This is a genomic window from Aquimarina discodermiae, from assembly GCF_040786235.1.
Lineage (GTDB): Bacteria > Bacteroidota > Bacteroidia > Flavobacteriales > Flavobacteriaceae > Aquimarina.
Genome location: NZ_JBFMKP010000011.1, coordinates 1 through 20,585, shown reverse-complemented (window position 1 = coordinate 20,585; position 20,585 = coordinate 1). Strand labels below are relative to the sequence as shown.

Genomic DNA, 20,585 nt, shown 5'->3' with positions numbered 1-20,585 from the left:
TTCTATTTTCGATCTTGAAGATTACGACAAAAAACCATAGAGAATAAAACCTATTAATAAATCTGTAAAATTAGTTATGGGCCGATTTTTGATTTGATGTTGTTGCTTTTGGAGTAACCATTGCTTTAATTGTAAGTATTTCTTTACCTTTTTCTGTATTTGCAGTAATGGTTACTTGTTTGCTTTGTAAGTTTGGTTTACCATTCGAATTAAAAGATACCAGTAATTCACCTTTGGCTCCGGGAGCAATAGGTTCTTTTGGCCATTCTGAAACGGTACAACCGCAACTACCTTTGGCATTGATGATAACCAATGGTACTTTTCCTGTATTGGTAAAGGTAAATATGTGTTTTACAATTTCACCTTCTTTAATTGTTCCAAAATCATGATTGGATTTTGCAAAAGACATTACAGGGTAATTTGCAACTTTAGCTTGTAAAGAAGAGACAGTTTCTTGATGTTCTGTGGTTTTTTGAGAAACGTCGTTTTTACAAGATACCATAGTAAATAAGGTAACACCAGCTAAAATTAAAATTGTTTTTTTCATGAGTATTGATTTTTAAATTAGTGTTTCAAAAATCAAAATAAACGAGAGGTAAACCAACAAAATGGTGTTTGAAAAGAGGACTAGAACCCCGGTTGATTTTTTGTTACTTGTTGCTGTATAGTGACTTAACTTCTTCTCTCGAGTGAACATTAAGCTTCTTGTATAAGTTATTAATATGTGTTTTTATAGTACTTATACTCACAAACATTGTGGTTGCAATTTCTTTGTTTGTCTTATCAAGTAAAATAAGATCCAGAACCTTTTGTTCTTGTTTGGTTAATTTCTTTTCTACACCTCCCAAATTGTTCTTTTTCTTTTTATAGCTTAAATACTGTAGTACATTAAGAAATACCGAAAAAAGTAATACAAATAGTACAACTAATAACCATGGACTGGTAGAAGAAAAAGTAGAAGGATTGATAAGAAACTTATCTGCAGCCAATTCTTTTTGGTATTGAATGGTATAGGGACTGTTTGGATACTTTTCTTGAAGCCGACTTAGTAATTCGTCGTAATAAGTATGGTTTTTTAAATCATTTAAATAATATGAATGTAAGTCGTTAGTTTTATTAGAAAGAAAACTATATACATATAACTCTGCCAGAGGTTCATTCTGGGTGCTTACATAGTTTTGTAAAGTTGACAACCATTTTTTAGCATTCAATTTACGATTGGCCTCACTTCTATAAGAGGCAAAGGCAAAACGCATCTCATCTATGATAGAATCTACTTTGATAAAAGAATTACTCTTTTCTGAAGTAGAAACGATAGTACAGAACATTTCATAATCGAATGAAAAAGGAAAGGTAATTGAATCCTTATTGTTGGCAATAAATAGAATTTCTTTACTTTCTGGGCAGACACCATTAAAATGTATGGGTTTATGTGTTTCTTTTGTGCAGTTCTCTATGTGAATTCTGTACATGCGATTTTGTATGGGGAGGTTGTCACCAGAAAAACTGAAGTATCCTGTAGAATCGCTAACGGTTTTTTTTATAATTTGCTCATGATAGATACCAGATAACTGCCTGTAATCTTCTATAAGGGATAAGTAGATATCACCAGACCAGTTTTCTGTATTTGCAAATCCAGAGAATTTGTATTGTGCAGCAATTTCTTTAGAGCAAAGAAAAAGAATACAAAATAAAAAGAACCGAGATATCTTCATCTAAGGTTGATTTTTGTTTAAAAAGTAAAATGGAAATAGTTTATATCATTTCATCGCCTTAAAAGTATAGAAATAAATTTATACTGGGATGTAACATTTTTTAATTCTATGCTACATATAAGTATACAATTTAATTATTTCTATAGTACACATTATGAGCATTTGGAGAGTTTTACTGGCGATTTTTTTTCCACCCCTATCGATATTGGATAAAGGTTGTGGGTCTGTCTTAATAGTTTTGTTATTGACTATCTGTGGATGGGTTCCTGGGGTAATCGCAGCATTAGTAATATTAAATAATCCAAAATAGTTATAGATTACTATAGAACGATAGAAGTATTTTATTCCTCTTTTCCTAATTTATTCTTGGTATAGGTTATCTTTGCGTATTCTTTATATGGTAATTAAAGCTGAGAGCCTTAGTATGATCAAACCGTATAAGAGCAATTGAAAAGCAGATGAATAAAAAAATTCAGTTTCAGGATTTAGGACGTAAGGATTATAAGGAAACCTGGGAATATCAAGAGGGTGTTTTTAAACAAATTCTGGATATTAAGGTGAAAAATAGAAGAGAAGATGCAGGGCTTACTACACCTAATCACTTTCTTTTTGTAGAACATCCTCATGTATATACGTTGGGTAAAAGTGGTAAAATAGATCACCTGTTATTGTCAGAAAAAGAACTTGCAGATAAAGAAGCAACGTTTTATAAGATTAATAGAGGAGGAGATATTACATATCATGGCCCGGGTCAGATAGTAGGGTATCCTATACTAGATTTGGATAATTTTTTTACAGATATACATAAATACCTTCGTTTTCTAGAAGAAATGGTCATACTTACCCTAAAGGAGTATGGTGTTAATGCAACCAGAAGTAAGGGAGAAACAGGAGTATGGATCGACATAGGAACTCCGTTTGCACGCAAGATTTGCGCAATGGGTGTACGTGCCAGTCGTTGGGTTACTATGCATGGTTTTGCATTAAATGTAAATGCCGATTTGGGATATTTTGATCATATCGTTCCTTGCGGTATACAAGATAAAGCCGTGACGTCACTTCATGTCGAAATAGGTAAAGAGAAGGTAGATATAGAAGAAGTAAAAGAGAAATTATTAAAACACTTTACAGTTCTTTTTGAAGCAGAAATTATAAAAGAAACCACCAAAACCTAAGTCATGGTGGTTATTTGAAATGATGGTCTTTGGTGATAAAAATAAAATCTGTTACCTCTTATTTTGATATCATTTTTAGTACCAAAGACGCTACATAAAATTGTTTCTAAATGCTACTTTTTAATATCAACAACAAATAATTCCGAAGCTTTGTAGTAGAGCTTCTACATCATCAATAAGTTGGCTGGTTTTAATTTCGAAATCAAAAAACACAAAGCGTCTGCCGTTTATTGTTTGTTGTCGTATCCCTTTATGATTTACGTAAACTTTTGAAATAAAATCATAAGAAAAATCAAGATCAACGTCGACTTTGATCTTAACAAACTTATTGATTAATAGTTTTATGATTAGTGTTTTGATAGGAGATATAATTGATAGTATTCCGCCTCCAATACTAATTTTAGAGATTTTAATAGTAGAAACTTCGATAGTGTGTGTACTCGTATTAAAGTATAAAGGTATATCAACATTGGCAGAGCCTCTTTTGTCTAATATCTTTCTCCATTTTCCAAAAATCTTAACGTATTTTCTATAACGAGCATTTCCTCTCACATCAAATTTGATGGTTTGACCACTAATAGATATATTATGTAATGAAAAACCGTATAAGTCTATTTTACGTTTATTAGTATGATCTTTCAAAGCCGGGAATTTGGACACTGCAAGGCGTATTAACTCTGTATTGAGTCCAAGATTAAAATCAGGAAGGTCATTTGGAAAATCGGTCTGAAAGTATTTGGCCGGATCTGTTTGGATTTCGTACAACATATATCCGATCGCACCCGCTAATTCTGCTCTGTTAAAATCAAACCCCTTTGCGGCTGTAGATTTTATTAAACCGTTAGATAAGGCCTCTTGACTTAATCTAGATTCGAGTTCTTGTTCATAGTTTTGATCATCTTCTGCAATAGACCGAAGTAATTCTTCTTTGGTCATACCAGTTTCTTCTAGATAGGTTTGGTTAATCCCATCCACAAATACATCATCACTATAATCATTACCATCAATAGTATTATCTGTAGTTACATTTTCGACGTTAGGGGAGATTTCATCCGTATCATTTGTTGTACATCCATTGCAAAGTAATAAGACCAATAACAATAGGATTGGGTAATTAAAATTTTTCATTGGTTTAGGTTTTAATGAGTTTTAATTTAAATCAATTTTTGTGTAATAAAGAGGCAACGATTTATGTAGTAAAGTTACTATAAATCAATACTTTGAAATAAACAATTAACGTATCTTTAATTGTCTTTAAATAATTGATAATCAGTGATTTATTTTGTTTTATTTGGGGAGATTTACGTTTTTTAATAACGTTGTAAGATAATAGTAACAAAAAGAGAACTGTTAGCATGTTAAAGGATTCTTATAAGCAAAATACTATAGAATCATTGTGCTTATAAGAATCTTCATGTTAGTAAGGGGGGCAGATATTGCTACAATTTATAGGGCGAATTTTAATTGATTTGATAAAGTAAAATACCATTATCTTCACCTTTTACAACAAATTCGATATTGGGATCTTTATCCATATTTCCTATACTTAAAACCGAATTACCATAGACTGGGAAATTAGGAAATAACTCGGCATTACTATCATATAAGTATACTTTTTTAGATTGCAAATCGGTAATAGTAATATATATTTTATCATTTACAACATAGAGCTTGGGTGTTGTATATACTCCAAAATCTAATTCGATTGTTTTTCCTTTAATAGCAAGTTTGCTTTCAGAAAATGTCACTAATGTCTTATTAGTAGCTACTACATGATTGTCATGCTCTAACCCCATATTTTGTTGTACAGCATTACCATCTTTTTGAATCTGAATTAGGTTTCCTCCTTTGGTAGTAGAAGTAAACTTATCTAGATACTGATACCATTCGTTTTTAGAGAAATCAATTTTTTCTTTTACGCTTACCCTTGTTTTTCCTAATCGATCCAAAATAGTTAATTTCCCATTTTGTTCTGATAAGAGGATGTAATCTTTGCCTTTGATACGTATATGCTTAGGAGGCAAAATCAAGTCGGTCTCTGTATTTTTAAATGTAAAACCAGTTACAATATCTGATTTTGCATCTAACATAGTAACCTTATTTCCTTGAGTAATAAGAACGCGATAGCGTTTGTTTTTGTCATAATCAAACAGAGCGAGAGGTTGTGTGATGGTTTTTTCAAACTTTTTGGGGTAAGGTGCAACATCTTTACCGTTACGATCTATCAAATATAGAGTATGAGCTGTATTGAATAGCAACTGATATCTACCATTTTTATAGATGTCTATTTGTTTAATGTCCCCCAGTATTTCGCCATCGATTTGTTTTTTCCAAAATATAGCCCCCTTATCAGAGATGAGATATAAGGTGTTTTCAATGTCTTGTACGGCAACGTCCATTCCTTTTGTTCGATGGTTTTTTACCAAAATAGGGTTGTTCAATACTTTGTTCTCTAGTGTAGTGGATGCAACCTGACTAACAGAAGCTACTGCTCCTTTGGTACTGCTTTTTTGTAAAACACTATGTACATGAGCAAAGTCGTTTTCCTTTGTTATTTGTACAACTCCCATTTCGTAACCTTTATTCTTAATGTTATCCCATTGTGAAATGTAGGTGTCCTTACAGTTTTCTGAAATGTAATCTTTTAAATAATTAATGCGACTCGCGATTAAAATAGAAGACTCATCAGACAACCCACCGATAGAACTTTTGTAATATCCTTGATTATCAAGTAGTGTTTGGTTTAAAACATTGGCAATAATATCTTTTAGTGATCCTATTGAATTGCCAAAAACGATAAACTTGTCTTTAACAAAAAAATATTTAGCCTCAAAATCGGTGATTAGAGGGGTAAGTATTTGAGAAAAAGATGCGGGACTATTATAAGAGTAAATAGGGATATTTCGATAAGTTTCGATTCTGTTATCTCCTAAATATTCTTTGGCACTATCAACTTCTAACGAGTTAACAATGAGTACTTTTTCTTTTTCAAGAAAAACCATTCCAATTTCTGAAGCATTTGATAACAATTCGTCCAACTCATCTGGGATATCTTCAAACTCTCTGTCCTGAGCTAATGAGAGATTCTTTTTTAAAATAGTAAAATCGTCATAGGTATAGGATATAAATCCATTTGCCGTAATTGGAGTGATTTGAGAAATTTTGTTTTCTTGTGCAATGGTATTGTCAAAAATTCCAATAGTACTTGATAGTGAATCCTTTTCTATTGCGATACCATCAAGATACATTGCATTTTGTTCGATTGTGGCATCTAATGAAATCCATCCACTAAAATTCTGTAAGGTTGTTTGATCAGTATTTGGTAATAAAATATTATGAATACTTTGTAGCTTTTTTCCATTTGCCAAAATAGATAGTGGACTTTCTGTACCAGATACTTCATACACTTTTTGCAAATCTTCATTAATCGATACAGGAACCTCTTTTGTTCGTATAGCGTTTTCAATCAGTAACTGAGAAGAAGATGCAATAAGTACACTATCTCTTCTTGTTGCAAAAAATGATTGCTCTTTCGAGGATATTTTATAAATCTGCTCCTTATTGTAATCTATAATTTCAATATTCTTTGTGTCTAAAGAATCGTTTTTAAGTACGGCAGGATCAAACCTTGAAATATAGGTGTAATCAAAGTCATTTTTACCTTTAGGAGAAAAACATAACAATCCTGATGGTGTTTTAGTTTTATGAATGACCGGTAGTTTTTTGAAATATTTAAAAAAAGCAAGCTGATTATTGTTTTTTATAAAATGGTTATCCCTTAGTTTACTTGCAGCTTCTTCTGTATCATTTATTTTTATAATGATCTGCGTGTCTTTAGGGATATGATCGATTAAAGAATTTGATGATTTTGGTTTGTTTTCACAAGAAATAGCGATTAAGAGAAAAAGAATTGCAGCTATTTTTTTCATGAGGTGATTGTGTTTTGTATTCCTAATTTTGGTACTTCCTTTATATAATGAACGATAAATAATTTTGGTTATTTTTTTATGGATATAAAACAACTATGAAATTATTACTTTTTTTCCTTTTCTTGGAAGAAATAGGAAAACTATTAAATAAATCGATCATTTCAATAAAAGAATTTACTCTTTCTGCTGGTGATAATTGCAAGAACTTTGTCCTTTGTATCGAATAGCTCTCTTCTTTTGATCTAAAATTAATTTCCATAGTATTTGGTAAGCTTTACTTTTGAAAAGTATCTTCTATGTAGTTTCAAAGATATCAATTATTTAAGATCTAAAGTAAGTTGCTCTGGTAATAACTTAAAACTCTTTCGGTGATATTTTGTGATACCATACTTGCGAATAGCATCCCGATGTTCTGTAGTGGGGTATCCTTTATTTTTTTTCCAATTATACATAGGAAACTCTTCATGTATTTTTTCCATATACTCATCGCGATATGTTTTGGCTAGTATCGATGCGGCAGCGATGTTTAGATATTTTCCGTCTCCTTTTATAACGCATGTATGGGGTATATTATGATAAGGTTTAAATTTATTTCCATCAACAATAATATGTTGCGGCTGTGGGTTAAGTTGTTCAATAGAACGTTGCATGGCAAGAATAGATGCATTAAGAATATTGACTTGATCTATTTCTTCCATAAATACATGTGTCACACCATAGCTAATTGCACAGTCTTCTAATAAAGGACGTAGTTGGCTTCTTTTGATCTCACTAAGTTGTTTAGAGTCGTTAAGTGTTTTATTGTCAAAATCTTTGGGTAACAGTATAGCTGCAGCAGTAACAGGGCCAGCAAGGCATCCTCGTCCTGCTTCATCTGTACCACATTCTAAAATATCTGGATGTAATTGTAGTGTAAGCATACTGCGAAGATACTTTATGAGTAGATGATCAAAAAACTATTTTTTGATTTTGATTGGCAAGTGAATAAACTTGAGTTTCAATTAATGTTCTTATAAATATGAAAACGTCAATTTGAAATATCCAATAAAAAGCTATCCATTGTTTATACTAACGTTAATAACTTGAATTATTTACTACTTCTTCCTTTGAAGGAGGATTGAGGTGGATGTTTTTGGAAGCAACACCCATCCTAACCTTCCCTCAAGGGGAGGAGTTAACTATACAGAAAAATAAAAATTCACAAAATATGCCAATAATCGCGATTTTTCGAAATAATCTCTCTGAGCCTGCCCTGAGTTTGAAGGGCTTGATAAACTTAGGTTACAAAGATGGTAATATAGATGATCATAAATAACTAGGTAAATTTAATTCAGAGGTTAATGAAAAACATAAAATTTGCAGGCAAAATAAAAAGTCAGGATATGTTCTTCATTAAAAAAAGTATACTTTTGCCAAAGTTTTATAGGCTAATGAGAAAAAACATAATATTCATAGTTGTGCTGCTGTCGTTAACTACCCTGTGGGCACAGGATAGAAAACCTATCAATAATCAAGAAAATATCCCGGGTAGAAACGAAGCTGGCAATTCAGAAGATTCATATAAATCGTTACGAGATAGAGGAGATAAAAGAGAAAAACCGCCAATAGATGAGTATAGCATCATAACTGTAGAGAACGATACTACTTATGTCGATACCACATTAACCATACAAAAGGATTATAATTTTAATTACCTGCGAAGAGATGATTTTGGGTTATTACCAATTCATAACGTAGGACAAACCTATACTAGTTTAGAGAAAAGAGACGAAGGAGATCATTTGTTGCCTCTTTTTGGAGCCAGGGCGAGACATTTTAATTATATAGAAGCAAGGGATATCAGGTATTACCATGTGCCAACACCATTCACAGAATTGTATTTTAGAACCACTTTTGAACAGGGTCAGCAATTAGATGCTTTCTTTACGGTAAATACATCACCACGTCTCAATCTATCGATAGCATATAAAGGGGTACGTTCCTTGGGGAAATTTCAACATGCATTAACCAGTACGGGTAATTTTAGGGCAACAGCAAACTATAGTACAAAAAATGAGCGATACAGTGTTAAAACGCATTTTGTATCGCAGGATTTGTCTAATGAAGAAAATGGAGGGTTGTCTGAAACAGGTATAAACCAATATTTGGCGCAAGCAGAATTTGTAGGCGAAGAAGACGAGTTTACAGACAGGGGAGCCATATCAGTTAATTTCTCAGATGCAGAGAATATTCTTTTAGGCAAACGATTTTATATCAATCACCAGTATGCCTTGATCAAGAAAACAGATAGTACAAATAATAGCGTGTCTATTGGGCATATTTTGGATCTAACAGACAAGAGATTTCGGTTTACTCAGGCGGCGGTAGCTCCAGATGGACTTTTGGGAGAATCGTATGTGTCTGCATCTATCTCTGATGATGTAGCTCTCGAAGATTTTAGTAATCGCCTTTTTGTAGAGTTTACCAATAGTTGGTTAGGGAAACTTCGTGTTTCAGGAGGTAGCTCTAATTACAATTATGGGTATAATTCATTGTTAAGTCAGGTAGATGAATCGGGTAATCAAATTAATATAACCAATAGATTGCAAGGAGATGTGTATGCTGTAGGAGGTAACTATACAAGCGAATATAACGGGTTTCAGTTATTTGCCGATGGCCGTGCGATAGTTTCTGGAGATTTGGAAGGAAATTATTTTAATGCTGGGGCAGGTTATGACTACAATAAAAAATATAAAATAAAGGCAGCGATAGGTGCTAATTCTGTAGCTCCTAATTATAATTTTCTCTTATACCAAAGTGACTATATAAATTATAATTGGCAAAATAATTTTGATAATATAAATACAAAAACTGCGCAACTTACCATAGAAGCAAAAGATATTGCAGAAGTACAAGCTGGATATACCACGATAAGTAATCATACTTATTTTACAAAAAATACAAATCAGGCCATTACTCCAATGCAAGCTTCAGAAGATATAGAGGTGCTAAAAGTAAGGCTAAAACAAGGTATAGAATATTGGAAACTTGGTTTGGATAATACGGTATTGTATCAAAAAGTTGATGGAGGAGAAAACATCTATAATGTGCCCGAAATTACAACAAGAAATACCCTGTACTATCACGATCATTGGTTTAAAAAAGCTATGTATATGCAGGCAGGAGTCACGTTTAAATATTTTACAAGTTATACTGCCGATGGGTATGATCCTGTTTTATCAGAGTTTTATACGCAAAATACACAGGAAATAGGGAGGTTCCCGCAGTTTGATATTTTCTTTAATGCCAAAGTAAAACAAACACGTATTTATTTCAAGTTTGAAAACATAGGAGAAGCATTTAGGCAAAACAATGAGTTTTCGGCACCAGGATATGCAACTCGAGATGCTGTACTTCGCTTTGGATTGGTCTGGAATTTCTTTTTGTAAACTCCGGAAACATAATCAGATTTAGATAGGTTACAAGATAACTAAAGTTATAATTAGAATGAGCTTCAGAGTTGCTTGAATACACTTCGAGATCGTTTGAACGATAATCAAAGTTGCTTGAATACACTTTAGAGTTATTTGAATGATGTTTAAAGTTGTCTGAATGCTAATCAAAATTACTTGAACATACTTTATAGTTGCTTGAATAATGATCAAAGTTGCTTGAATGTACTTTGTGGTTGCTTGAACGATAATCAAAGTTGCCTAAATACATTTCAGAGTTCATTAAATGGTGATCAATGTTGCTTGGATGAACTTCAGAGTTAGTCAAATGAACTTCAAAGATAATTTTATAAAATTAATTAGTCTCTTCTATCAGAGGGAGAAGGTTAGGATGAGGGTTTTCTGAAATAATTCCTTAGCGTTAATCCTTTCGCAGAGGTAAAAGAAACACCATAAAGGTTTTGGATTAGTTATTTAGTTAGAGGTTAAAGTTTAGGAGCTATCAAATTCACATTAAATAGTATTTAGGCAATACATATTTAAGAATATGTTAACAAATTGAATATCCCTTGTCACTATTTAATTTGATAGTTTAGCAGTCTCCTACCCAAAGAACTCTGTAAGAGGAGTTCTACCAAATTTTAATTATAAGATATCGTATACAAACAAACAAGATTGAATGCGTCGTTTTATAATTGATTTGGTATGAAATACATAATTCAAATATTTAGTAACTGTATGCCTTTAAGGATATACGATTGGCAGTTGTTTGTTAGATAAACAGATATTGCTAGTAGATGTATAACCATAGAGGTATGCCAAAACGTATTGTAAAATGAATAAAACGCAATTAAAGTATTACCGTATGTATCTTGCTGTGCAAAATACTTTAGACGATCACACAAGCATTTGGAATGGGAACCCAAAATTTACAGAAACCAAAAACCTTTTTGATACAGAAATAGAAGGAATAGAAAATCTGGCTGAAGCTGTTTCGAAAACGACCAAAGGAGAAACACGGGATAAAAATCAGATCAGAAAAGCAATTCAGAATAAATTATTAGCCTTGGGAGGGGCAATGGCAGCACATGCCGCTATTACCAGTAACGAAAGCCTTAAAGAGATAATAACCACAAGTTCTAGTACACTAGAAAACAGTAAAGAAACAGACTTGATTACCTATAGTGAGATTTTGGTAAATGAAGCTACCAAAATACAAAAGGTGCTCACTACAGATTATGGAGTAACACATGCAGAAATCAAAGATGTTATCACTGCAGTAGCAGAGTTTAAACCCTTGGTAGGTAGTGCAAAACCAAAACAAGCAGCCATTAATGCAGCAAAGAAAACGCTAGATGAACATGTAAACGAAGCCAATCGATTATTAAAAGAGATTATCGATAATCTTTTTATACGATACCAGTTTACCCACCCCGCATTTTATAACCAATACAAACAATCAAGAACCATTGTAGATTAACAGAGTAAAAGCATTTAACATTTATTAAGTATAGAAATGAGATTATTTAATCCACATTGTGGAGTTTAATTCTCCGAGGCTTGCCTCGAAATGTAAAAACTTTTTATCCGCTGGATGCCTCGTTAGCTTGCTCCGAGGCAGTTGACTTTTTTTCGTAGAATTTTGTCATTCCAGCGTAGGCTGGAATCCATTTTCAACCCAAAAAAGAGAGTCAAACCTATGTAAAATGGACTTTTATATTCAACAAACAGTTCTTTTTTTAAATGCTTTTGCCCCGTGTAGATTAAAGAAAAAAGAAAAAAGGAAAAAGAATCACAATAAAGGGGTAACAAATCCTTATCAAAAGCTATAAACCTATAAGTTTGTAGCTTTTTTTAGGGAAATATAAACTTAGGTTGTTAAACTAAATATCCTTTTTAGCATTATTTCAAAGAAAGAAGCTTAAAGTCTCCCTTTGAGGGGAGATTTAGAGGGGTGTAAATGCCTAAATCAAATTAATTTATTAAGAAGGTAAAGTAGAAACAAAAATATCAATAGCTATCAGTTACAACGATATTTGACAAATAAAAACAATGTAACAAATTAGTAAGGAAACAATAAATACAAGAGAAATGAGAAAAATAATAGTAATACTTACAATGCTAGGAGCAAGTTTTATAGGGAATGCACAAAATGTAGATTTAAAAAATGGTACTGATTATATTAGGACTCAAAAAAGTGGAGAAACTGGGTTTTCAAGATCTTTTGGTCTTAACGGTAGTAATGAACTATATATCGGAAGTGTCGAGAAAACGATAAGCAATATATACTTCTATAACAAGGGTTCTAATCATTTGATGACGATTCGACCAGATGGTAATGTAGGAATTGGTACAACTGCTCCAGATGCCAAATTACAAGTTCATATAAATGGTAATGAAAGAGCATTTAGAATTAAAAATGATTTGAATAATTCACAGTTTAATTTTTGGACAACTCAAGTTGGAAGTCATAAACAATTACGTATAGATGAAGATACAAACGGAAAAAATATTGCCACATTTTTTCAAAACGGTAATGTTGGAATTGGCACTACAACTCCTACATCAAGATTAGATGTTAGAACCAGTAACAATAAAGGAGTGAGGTTAAACTTTAATAACGAATCTGCTATAACTTTTGTTCCTAATAATGGTAATTCGGTATTTCATCTTAGTCATGGTCATGATAATAGATTACATGTTTCTCAAGGAGGAACGGTGGGAGAAGGTAAGTTAATGACTTTTGTAAATAATGGCAATGTAGGCATAGGAACCACCAACCCGGGCTCCTGGAAACTAGCCGTAAACGGTAACATCCGCGCCAAAGAAATCAAAGTAGAAACCGGTTGGTCTGATTTTGTATTTTATGACGATTACAAACTACCTACGCTAGAAGAAGTAGAAACCCATATCCAGCAAAAAGGCCATTTAAAAGATATCCCAAGTGCCAAAGAAGTAGCAAAAAACGGAATATTTTTGGGAGAAATGGATTCGAAACTGCTTCAAAAAATAGAGGAGTTGACATTGTACACTATTGCACAAGAAAAGCAAATCGAGGTACAAAACAACAAAATCAAAATGCTAGAAAAAAGATTAGAGCAAGTAATCCAATTAATAGATAAATAGAAACTCGTAGTGTTTATTTATAAAAGGGAAAAATAACCAGCATGAATTGGATTAAAAGAATTGCACTTATTTTAATTGTCTTATCAAGCTTTAGAATAAGTGGTCAACAAGAAGAACTAACTTCAAACTTCGAGGATCTATCATACATTACTTTTGATGTAACCGCTCCCCTCGATCCACAGGTGCCCAGATGGCGATTGGGGTATTTACGAACCATAAAAAAAGAGATTAAAACAAGACTTGGTTTTGGGTTAGGGCTAGATGATATTTCAATAAAAACACCAATCAAGACTAGAAGAAAAGAAAATTATAGACTTTGGGAGATTCGAAACGAATGGTATTATGTCTTTAATCCAGACCAAGGAAAACGAAACACAAATTACCTCTCTGTCGAACTGTTTTATATCAATCACAAAGATACTTTTTATGATAATAGCTACGAACCTTCTGAAGGTAATATATCCGTAAGTTATGATAGAGCAGACCTGTTTAGATATAAATACGGTGCCATAGCAAAATTTGGATATTTCTTTGAATGGAGAAGAAGGGTAATTGTTAACCTGTTTGGGGGTATAGGGTATAGGATTAAAGAAAACAAATATTCTAATGTGGTAAACCCTGTAGAAAGTGATGCTAGAGTTGTAAAGCATTGGGATTCAGTGTCATTTGTGGAGAGAGAAGGAAAAAAGGATGGAGTCGAACTCTCTCTGGGACTAAAGTTAATTTTAAACATAAGTAAAAGAAAAACAACTAATAATACCAATCTATAAAAACATAAAATGATAAAAAAATACATATACATCGTGTTCCTTTTTTTTGGTGTGATAACGTACTCACAAACAGATCAAGAAACTCCAGAAGAGATGTATCTCGAATATCTAAATAATGTAAATAAAAACGATTTAACCACAGGATTTTTGTTAAATCGAGGCTTTATGTCTGATGATGAAATTGTCTCATTATATCAATATATAGAAGGATATAATGAAGAGACTAATGAAGTAATACCTCCTATGAGTATTATGGATGGTGTTTCATGGGTGCAGACATACAATTCTTTGGTAAAAAGTGAAATTAATGCAGTAAAACAATTGCCTAAAATAGAAAGTATTAATCAACGATTTCAAGATAAAACTCCTTTAGAGAGGAATGTTCCCATTCTTATCTATGATGTAAAAGGAGAACTTCTTGAAGAAGATGAAATCGAAAATTCAATAAATGGAAGACCGCTAACAACTCCTTATAATACAATACAATTATTTGGAGCTATGGCAATGAATAGTAATTTTTATAAAAAACAAATATCATTCAGCCTAAGTCAAATAAATTATTTTTCAGGAAACGCCAATATCCCTTCAAGTATCTATATAGATTTTTCAGATGGTAGAGGAATCCAAGAATATAACACTTCGGTTGGAGAAATTGTGGTTACCTATAATTCGCTAGGAGAAAAAGTTGTCAAGGTATATCGAGATATTCAAATTGGATCTAATAGTTTACGGTTAGGAAGTTCTTTCAAAATTAATATTAAAACGAATTTAACCCAGCAAGTTTCTAAAGTAATTGAGGCAGAAAATTCTGTTAAGTTTTCAAAAAAGGATGGAACTATTATAGGTAGAGGAGGTAAGGCAGTAATTTATAACGGCTCAAAAGGTAATAAGTTGGATAAGCCTGTAATTGTTGTGCAGGGTTTTGACCCAACAGGAGAGATTTTTGCAGATTCACAACATGAAAAATATCAAAGTTTTTTTGATAATAACTTGTCAAGTGAAGGTTATGATATGGTATATGTACTGTTAAATAACACAAATCTTTCATTACCTTCTAACGTAGCAGTTGTAAAAGATTTAATAAAAAAAATCAATGCTCAGAAAGAAGGTAACTTCGAGTCTATAGTAATCGGTGAAAGTATGGGTGGATTGCTATCCAGAGTAGCATTAAAAGAACTCGAAAATGAAAATTATGACCATCAGGTAGGGCTATATGTTTCTTTTGATGCACCTCATAGAGGTGCTAATATCCCTCCGGGATTACAGCACTTGTTTAAAGATGCTTTGGATTTAAAGATAACTAGAAACCTTGGCGGAATTGCCAAAGTTCTTGATCTAACGATTATAGGATTATATAATGTGTTTAAAGCAATATTTACGGGGAATAACGATACGGTTTCATTAAGCGATGCATTACAATTGGATAAAGCATATAGAGCCTTGGATGCATTAAATTCTCCAGCGGCCAAATCGATGCTGGTAAGACATATAGATCCGGGGAACTACTTTGTAAATACACAAAGTTACTTAAGAAATACAGGTTACTCTGAACATACCAGAAATATAGCATTGATTAATGGAAGCAATAGAAATGTATTACAAAGAAATACCGATGGTTCAGTATTCGTTCCAGGTAATACTTTGGTTCGTTTTCCCTTATGGCGATCTGATTGTAATGAATTTTCTTTAGAAGCTTGGTCTTCACCCATTAATAGAAGAATGCGTGTGTCTCGTATCAAATGGAAAATCGGACTAAAGATTCCGGATATAAGAATTCGTTGGGAAATAAGAACTGTGATCGGTATTTTTGGAGTACGAATAAGAACCAGGGTTCCTGTAAGGGTTGTGGTGGGGACTAAATGTGCCACTACCAATTTATTAGATAAGGAAAAAGAATATACATTTAATGCAGCCTCTTATGATAATGCACCAGGATCTACTTTGCCAGGTCTTTCTGACCTACCTTTTGATCTTAACGCAGAAACAACATTTGTTCCTACAGCAAGTTCTATAGATCTTAATCGCAATGCATATAATGCATCAACCAATCCAGATGGCTTAAGAGCAATAAATAGTACTACTACACTTAATAATTTTATTAGTACCAATCGATTACCTTTTGATGAGGTATATTCTTCTGGAATTAATAGTGTTCATGTGTTTTTTGGTGGGATAAGCAATCAATTTAGAAATGTTATTGATGACGAGTTTATGATTAACGATCTTACGATACAAGACAAAGTGATTAGTAATACTAGGGACTATGAAGCTAATGACGAGATAAGAATCGGGCATGATATGAATACAATTTCAAGAAAAATATTCGAAACAGGAGATGTTGTGGTTAATAGTGGAACACGTATAAATGTAAGTAGCGGTAATACCATAACCATAGGTCCAGGTACTCATATAAAAAATGGCGCAATTGCTAATTTTAAAATTAATACTTCATTAACGAGGAGATCGGCTCGTAAAAATGGTATCGAAGATGATTTTAAAATTGCAGTTATTGGTGATGATTCATATAAAGCTGGAGAAGAACCTGCTTTTAAAGCTTTGGTTTCGAATTTGGATAATGAGTATACTTATAATTGGACTCTACTAGAAAATCAGGAAACAAATTCGGGAGAAGAGTTTTTTATAAATAGCCCATTACCTTTTGGGATGTATACGCTAGAGCTTAAAGTTGTTTCAAAAAAATCATTCGAAGAGAAAATCATTACAAAGGTATTTCAAGTAAAAAATCAATTCGAAATTACACAAAAAGAATATGAAATAGGTAAAGCTCCTTCTGCAAATTTTGTTACCTATCCCAATCCAACAAAGGATAACGTAACCATTATCTCAGAGAAAAAAATAAATAGGATTGTTTTGACCGATATTTCTGGGGCAATTAAAGAAAGTGTTACAGTTAATAGAACATGGGGAACTATAAATATGCAAAAACTTGCATCAGGTACCTATATGATAAAAGTGTTGTTTACAGATAATACGAGCATGACAAAAAAAGTAATCAAGGAATAAAGAAATTAGAAAAGCAAAAGATATAAACAATGAAAAAAATAATTTTAATACTAACCATATTAGGTTTAGGTTTTACAATGAATGGGCAACACCAAACAATAGGGTTAAATTATTCATTTGGTCATAACCCATCTGGAGATAAATTTACTTTCGATGGTAAGTCAATAGGTAATTATTCATTAGGATGGTATGCTACTCCAACTGCAGCAGAAGCTTTGTTGTCAGGTTACGGAGGAATAAAGTTTTTTACAGAGAGGCTCCCAAGGATGACAATTACCAGATCTGGTAATTTGGGAATCGGGATTGTTAATCCAACTAGTAAGTTTCATATATATAGTAATACTTCAAGTGTGTCTTCTGACGCAGGGGTAACCATCGAACAAAATGGAACAGGCGATGCTCAATTACAATATCTTCTGACAGGAGTACAAAGGTGGGTAACAGGAATTGATAATTCAGATGGAGATAAATTTATAATCGGTAGAGGCACCAATTGGGTGCAAGGAAAGAATTTTGTTTTGGACAATAATGGTAATGTAGGCATAGGAACATCAAACCCAGGCTCCTGGAAACTAGCCGTAAATGGTAACATTCGTGCCAAAGAAATCAAAGTAGAAACCGGTTGGTCAGACTTTGTGTTTTATGAGAATTATAAATTACCTACGCTAGAAGAAGTAGAAACTCATATCGCAGAAAAAGGGCACCTAAAAGATATCCCAAGTGCCAAAGAAGTAGCAAAAAACGGGATCTTTTTAGGTGAAATGGATTCGAAACTGCTTCAGAAGATTGAGGAATTGACATTATATACTATTCAACAGCAAAAAGAAATTCAAAATCTAAAAGAAGAGAATGAAGAATTAAAATCGATGGCAATTAGGTTAACCAGACTAGAGAAGTTACTTGAAAGTAAAAAGTAATACTTGATCTATTGAAGTAGAAAAGTGCAGTTGTTTGTAATAAAATAGCTGCACTTTTTTGTTTAATAAACATTCGAGTTCAATTTAAAAACGTAATTAGTCCCTTCTAACTCTGTGAGAAGGTTAGGATGAGGGTTTTCTATAATAGTTACTTACTCCCCTCAACTTAATCTTCTTCTATTGGAAGAGGGAATATAGTTGTTTTATTATTAGTTACTTATCTTGAAATTAGAGTTTAAGCTTTCAATTCGCATCAACAAGGTAAAACACCAAAAAACACTTTAGATCAATCCGTCTATGATATGTATCTTTGACAAAGCATGTAAATCATATTCAGTAACCAACTTTTACTACAATGACAACAGATACACAAATCACTACTATAAAAAGTCTCCCTACTCCAAAAGGCCATATACTTCTAGGGCATTTACCTCAATTTCAAACACCCAATAAACATCAGGTTTTAGAACGTTGGGTAGAAGAGTGTGGAGAGTTATTTAGAATTAATTTTGTTGGTAAAGAATTGTTAGTTTCGGCAAATGCAGCTGTTAATAGTAAAATATTAAAAGAAAGACCTGATACATTTAAAAGACTATCAAAAATGAATGAAATTTTGGTAGAAATGGGAGTCGATGGGGTGTTTAATGCAGAAGGAGATTCCTGGAGGCGTCATAGAAAACCTGTAGCAGAAGCCTTAAATGCGCAAAAAATAAAAGGATTTCATCATGTTCTAGTAAATAAAACTCAGAGTTTGCTTCAGAAATTCGAAGAATATGCTAGTACAAAAAAGGAGGTTGATATAAGGAAAGACTTTATGTGCTTTACAATAGATATCACTACTGCAATTGCTTTTGGATATGAGATCGATACCATACATACTAATGAAAGTGACTTTCAGAAACATCTAGAGGTCATTTTCCCAATGATTAATGAACGCATAACTGCTCCAATCCCATTATGGCGTTATATAAAACAAAAAAAAGATAAAAAGTTAGAAGAGGCAATACAGTCTATCGAAACAATCATTCATAGATTTATAAATGAGACCAGACAAAAACTTGATGAAAACCCTTTGCTAAAAAAACAACCGTCCAACTTTTTAGAAGCTTTGTTGACAGAAGAAGGTGGGGCTCAATTTAGTGATGAGGAAATTTATGGAAATATTTTTACCATGTTATTGGCAGGTGAAGATACTACATCCAATACGATTTCATGGATTATATATTATCTGTCACAAAATCCAGAAATGGTTACTACAATAAGAGAGGAAGCTATAGAGGTATATGGAGAAAATGAAGTTTCAAAAACCACTCAAGAATTAGCAAAACTTACTTATACCAATGCAGTAGTACAAGAAGCAATTCGATTAAAACCTACTGCACCACAACTATACCTCGAAGCCAACGAAGAGGTAGTAGTAGAAGGTTTACTAATCCCAAAAGGGACAAAAATTATTATTCAAAATAAAGTAGCGCAGACTCAGGAAAAATATTTTACAGATGCCGATCAATTTATGCCAGAAAGATGGATAAAGTCAAAATGCCCTATGCATCAACAACATTCTCCAGAAGTAGTCAAAGCTTTTGGAGGAGGAGCTCGTTTTTGCCCGGGTAAATATTTAGCTATAAATGAGATGTTGATTTTGGTTTCGGCAATTTGCAAGAATTTTAATATTACCTTGGCGGTAGCACCAAAAGAAGTAACAGAACAATTCGAGTTTACCATGTATCCCGATAACCTAAAGGTGCAGTTTACAAAGAGAAACTAATGATTCGACTTAAATCTTTTAGCCCAAAGTATGTGGACTAAAGAAGTCTCCCTTTGAAGGGAGATTTAGAGGGATGTTTCTACATATTTTGGAAAAAAAAATATAGACTATAACAACAAAAGCGTTCTAACTTAGAACGCTTTTGTTGTTTGGGGGAAATTTCGTACTCTCTTTAGTTTTGTTCGATTTGGGGTCTTTTAACTAATGTCCTCACACTCAATTTATCCCTGATTTAACTCTAAACTATTATTTTAATCTATATCGTCATACAACTTAAAATAATAGTTTTATAAATTACATCAATTGTTGTTTTTTTAAGACACCATAAATATAATACATAAAAACCGTAACGACAAAATAAATAACGTTAAAAAGCATTATAAATCGACGAAATACACAAAATTTTATGATTTAGAAGGTTTTTTAACGGGATTTAAGACTTTTTAGAGTGATTTAAATAAGGTAATTCTCCCTGTTATACCACTTGTACTTTTAATGCCAGTTCTTAAATGATTTTACCGTTAACTGAATCAAAAAGAAACAATTTTAGTAGGTAATATCATTTAAGAAATGGTATAATCTATGAGAGGCTGTCTAAAAAGGCAGTCTTTTTTTGTAGATTTTTGAGTTATTTTTTAACTTTAAGAATGAGTAGAAAAGTAGTTTTTAAGACCTATGATCAAGATCAGTTAAGTTTATTACCTCCAAGCTATGATGATTTAGTGGCTAT

At 32.6% G+C, this 20,585-nt stretch carries 14 protein-coding genes; 9 read left to right on the top strand and 5 right to left on the bottom strand.

The window, feature by feature from the left end; genetic code table 11:
• Positions 1 to 70 precede the first annotated feature (70 nt).
• Together ABW636_RS08460 and ABW636_RS08455 are read right to left on the bottom strand one after the other, a co-directional pair.
• Positions 71 to 547 (bottom strand): DUF1573 domain-containing protein, encoded by a 477-nt coding sequence (locus ABW636_RS08460; protein ID WP_367589536.1) that lies wholly within the window; start codon positions 545 to 547, stop codon positions 71 to 73.
• A 103-nt stretch (positions 548 to 650) separates the two neighbouring features.
• On the bottom strand, positions 651 to 1,715 hold the full coding sequence (locus tag ABW636_RS08455) for a LuxR C-terminal-related transcriptional regulator (protein WP_367589535.1): 1,065 nt from the start codon (positions 1,713 to 1,715) through the stop codon (positions 651 to 653).
• A gap of 154 nt (positions 1,716 to 1,869) precedes the next feature.
• Between ABW636_RS08455 and ABW636_RS08450 the strand changes: the two genes are divergently transcribed.
• Both ABW636_RS08450 and lipB read left to right on the top strand, forming a co-directional pair.
• Positions 1,870 to 2,025, top strand: coding sequence for a YqaE/Pmp3 family membrane protein (locus ABW636_RS08450; protein WP_367589534.1), 156 nt, complete (start codon positions 1,870 to 1,872; stop codon positions 2,023 to 2,025).
• Positions 2,026 to 2,173: 148 nt separating this feature from the next.
• On the top strand, positions 2,174 to 2,890 hold the full coding sequence (gene lipB / locus ABW636_RS08445) for a lipoyl(octanoyl) transferase LipB (RefSeq protein WP_367589533.1): 717 nt from the start codon (positions 2,174 to 2,176) through the stop codon (positions 2,888 to 2,890).
• Positions 2,891 to 3,016: 126 nt separating this feature from the next.
• On the opposite strand, the gene ABW636_RS08440 is transcribed toward lipB, so the two are convergent.
• The 3 genes from ABW636_RS08440 to rnhB form a co-directional block, all read right to left on the bottom strand.
• The gene (locus ABW636_RS08440; protein WP_367589532.1) at positions 3,017 to 4,018 is read right to left on the bottom strand and encodes a hypothetical protein; all 1,002 of its coding nucleotides are present in this window, start codon (positions 4,016 to 4,018) and stop codon (positions 3,017 to 3,019) included.
• Positions 4,019 to 4,350: 332 nt separating this feature from the next.
• On the bottom strand, positions 4,351 to 6,819 hold the full coding sequence (locus tag ABW636_RS08435; protein WP_367589531.1) for a hypothetical protein: 2,469 nt from the start codon (positions 6,817 to 6,819) through the stop codon (positions 4,351 to 4,353).
• 317 nt (positions 6,820 to 7,136) lie between these two features.
• Complete coding sequence (rnhB, locus tag ABW636_RS08430) at positions 7,137 to 7,739, bottom strand: ribonuclease HII (protein WP_367589530.1); 603 nt, start codon at positions 7,737 to 7,739, stop codon at positions 7,137 to 7,139.
• Positions 7,740 to 8,249: 510 nt separating this feature from the next.
• Between rnhB and ABW636_RS08425 the strand changes: the two genes are divergently transcribed.
• The 7 genes from ABW636_RS08425 (at position 8,250) to ABW636_RS08395 (ending at position 19,855) form a co-directional block, all read left to right on the top strand.
• Entirely contained in the window at positions 8,250 to 10,247 is a 1,998-nt protein-coding gene (locus ABW636_RS08425; RefSeq protein ID WP_367589529.1) for a putative porin, read from the top strand.
• An 838-nt stretch (positions 10,248 to 11,085) separates the two neighbouring features.
• A complete protein-coding gene (locus ABW636_RS08420) occupies positions 11,086 to 11,730 on the top strand; it encodes a hypothetical protein (RefSeq protein WP_367589528.1) in 645 nt (214 codons plus the stop codon).
• Between the two features lie 611 nt (positions 11,731 to 12,341).
• Positions 12,342 to 13,376 carry a hypothetical protein gene (locus tag ABW636_RS08415; RefSeq protein ID WP_367589527.1) on the top strand — a complete coding sequence of 345 codons (1,035 nt, stop codon included), beginning with the start codon at positions 12,342 to 12,344 and terminating at the stop codon, positions 13,374 to 13,376.
• Between the two features lie 41 nt (positions 13,377 to 13,417).
• Positions 13,418 to 14,146, top strand: coding sequence for a hypothetical protein (locus ABW636_RS08410; protein WP_367589526.1), 729 nt, complete (start codon positions 13,418 to 13,420; stop codon positions 14,144 to 14,146).
• Positions 14,147 to 14,155: 9 nt separating this feature from the next.
• Positions 14,156 to 17,170, top strand: a complete 3,015-nt coding sequence (locus ABW636_RS08405; RefSeq protein WP_367589525.1) for a T9SS type A sorting domain-containing protein — start codon at positions 14,156 to 14,158, stop codon at positions 17,168 to 17,170.
• 29 nt (positions 17,171 to 17,199) lie between these two features.
• A complete protein-coding gene (locus tag ABW636_RS08400; protein ID WP_367589524.1) occupies positions 17,200 to 18,087 on the top strand; it encodes a hypothetical protein in 888 nt (295 codons plus the stop codon).
• Between the two features lie 355 nt (positions 18,088 to 18,442).
• The gene (locus tag ABW636_RS08395) at positions 18,443 to 19,855 is read left to right on the top strand and encodes a cytochrome P450 (RefSeq protein ID WP_367589523.1); all 1,413 of its coding nucleotides are present in this window, start codon (positions 18,443 to 18,445) and stop codon (positions 19,853 to 19,855) included.
• Positions 19,856 to 20,585: the final 730 nt, after the last annotated feature.

Excerpts from the sequence above, each read along its gene's own strand:
- ABW636_RS08405 (WP_367589525.1), top strand. The coding sequence starts at position 14,156 with ATGATAAAAAAATACATATACATCGTGTTCCTTTTTTTTGGTGTGATA.
- ABW636_RS08435 (WP_367589531.1), bottom strand. The coding sequence starts at position 6,819 with ATGAAAAAAATAGCTGCAATTCTTTTTCTCTTAATCGCTATTTCTTGT.
- ABW636_RS08460 (WP_367589536.1), bottom strand. The coding sequence starts at position 547 with ATGAAAAAAACAATTTTAATTTTAGCTGGTGTTACCTTATTTACTATG.
- ABW636_RS08395 (WP_367589523.1), top strand. The coding sequence starts at position 18,443 with ATGACAACAGATACACAAATCACTACTATAAAAAGTCTCCCTACTCCA.
- ABW636_RS08425 (WP_367589529.1), top strand. The coding sequence starts at position 8,250 with ATGAGAAAAAACATAATATTCATAGTTGTGCTGCTGTCGTTAACTACC.
- rnhB (WP_367589530.1), bottom strand. The coding sequence starts at position 7,739 with ATGCTTACACTACAATTACATCCAGATATTTTAGAATGTGGTACAGAT.
- lipB (WP_367589533.1), top strand. The coding sequence starts at position 2,174 with ATGAATAAAAAAATTCAGTTTCAGGATTTAGGACGTAAGGATTATAAG.
- ABW636_RS08440 (WP_367589532.1), bottom strand. The coding sequence starts at position 4,018 with ATGAAAAATTTTAATTACCCAATCCTATTGTTATTGGTCTTATTACTT.
- ABW636_RS08420 (WP_367589528.1), top strand. The coding sequence starts at position 11,086 with ATGAATAAAACGCAATTAAAGTATTACCGTATGTATCTTGCTGTGCAA.
- ABW636_RS08455 (WP_367589535.1), bottom strand. The coding sequence starts at position 1,715 with ATGAAGATATCTCGGTTCTTTTTATTTTGTATTCTTTTTCTTTGCTCT.
- ABW636_RS08450 (WP_367589534.1), top strand. The coding sequence starts at position 1,870 with ATGAGCATTTGGAGAGTTTTACTGGCGATTTTTTTTCCACCCCTATCG.
- ABW636_RS08415 (WP_367589527.1), top strand. The coding sequence starts at position 12,342 with ATGAGAAAAATAATAGTAATACTTACAATGCTAGGAGCAAGTTTTATA.
- ABW636_RS08400 (WP_367589524.1), top strand. The coding sequence starts at position 17,200 with ATGAAAAAAATAATTTTAATACTAACCATATTAGGTTTAGGTTTTACA.
- ABW636_RS08410 (WP_367589526.1), top strand. The coding sequence starts at position 13,418 with ATGAATTGGATTAAAAGAATTGCACTTATTTTAATTGTCTTATCAAGC.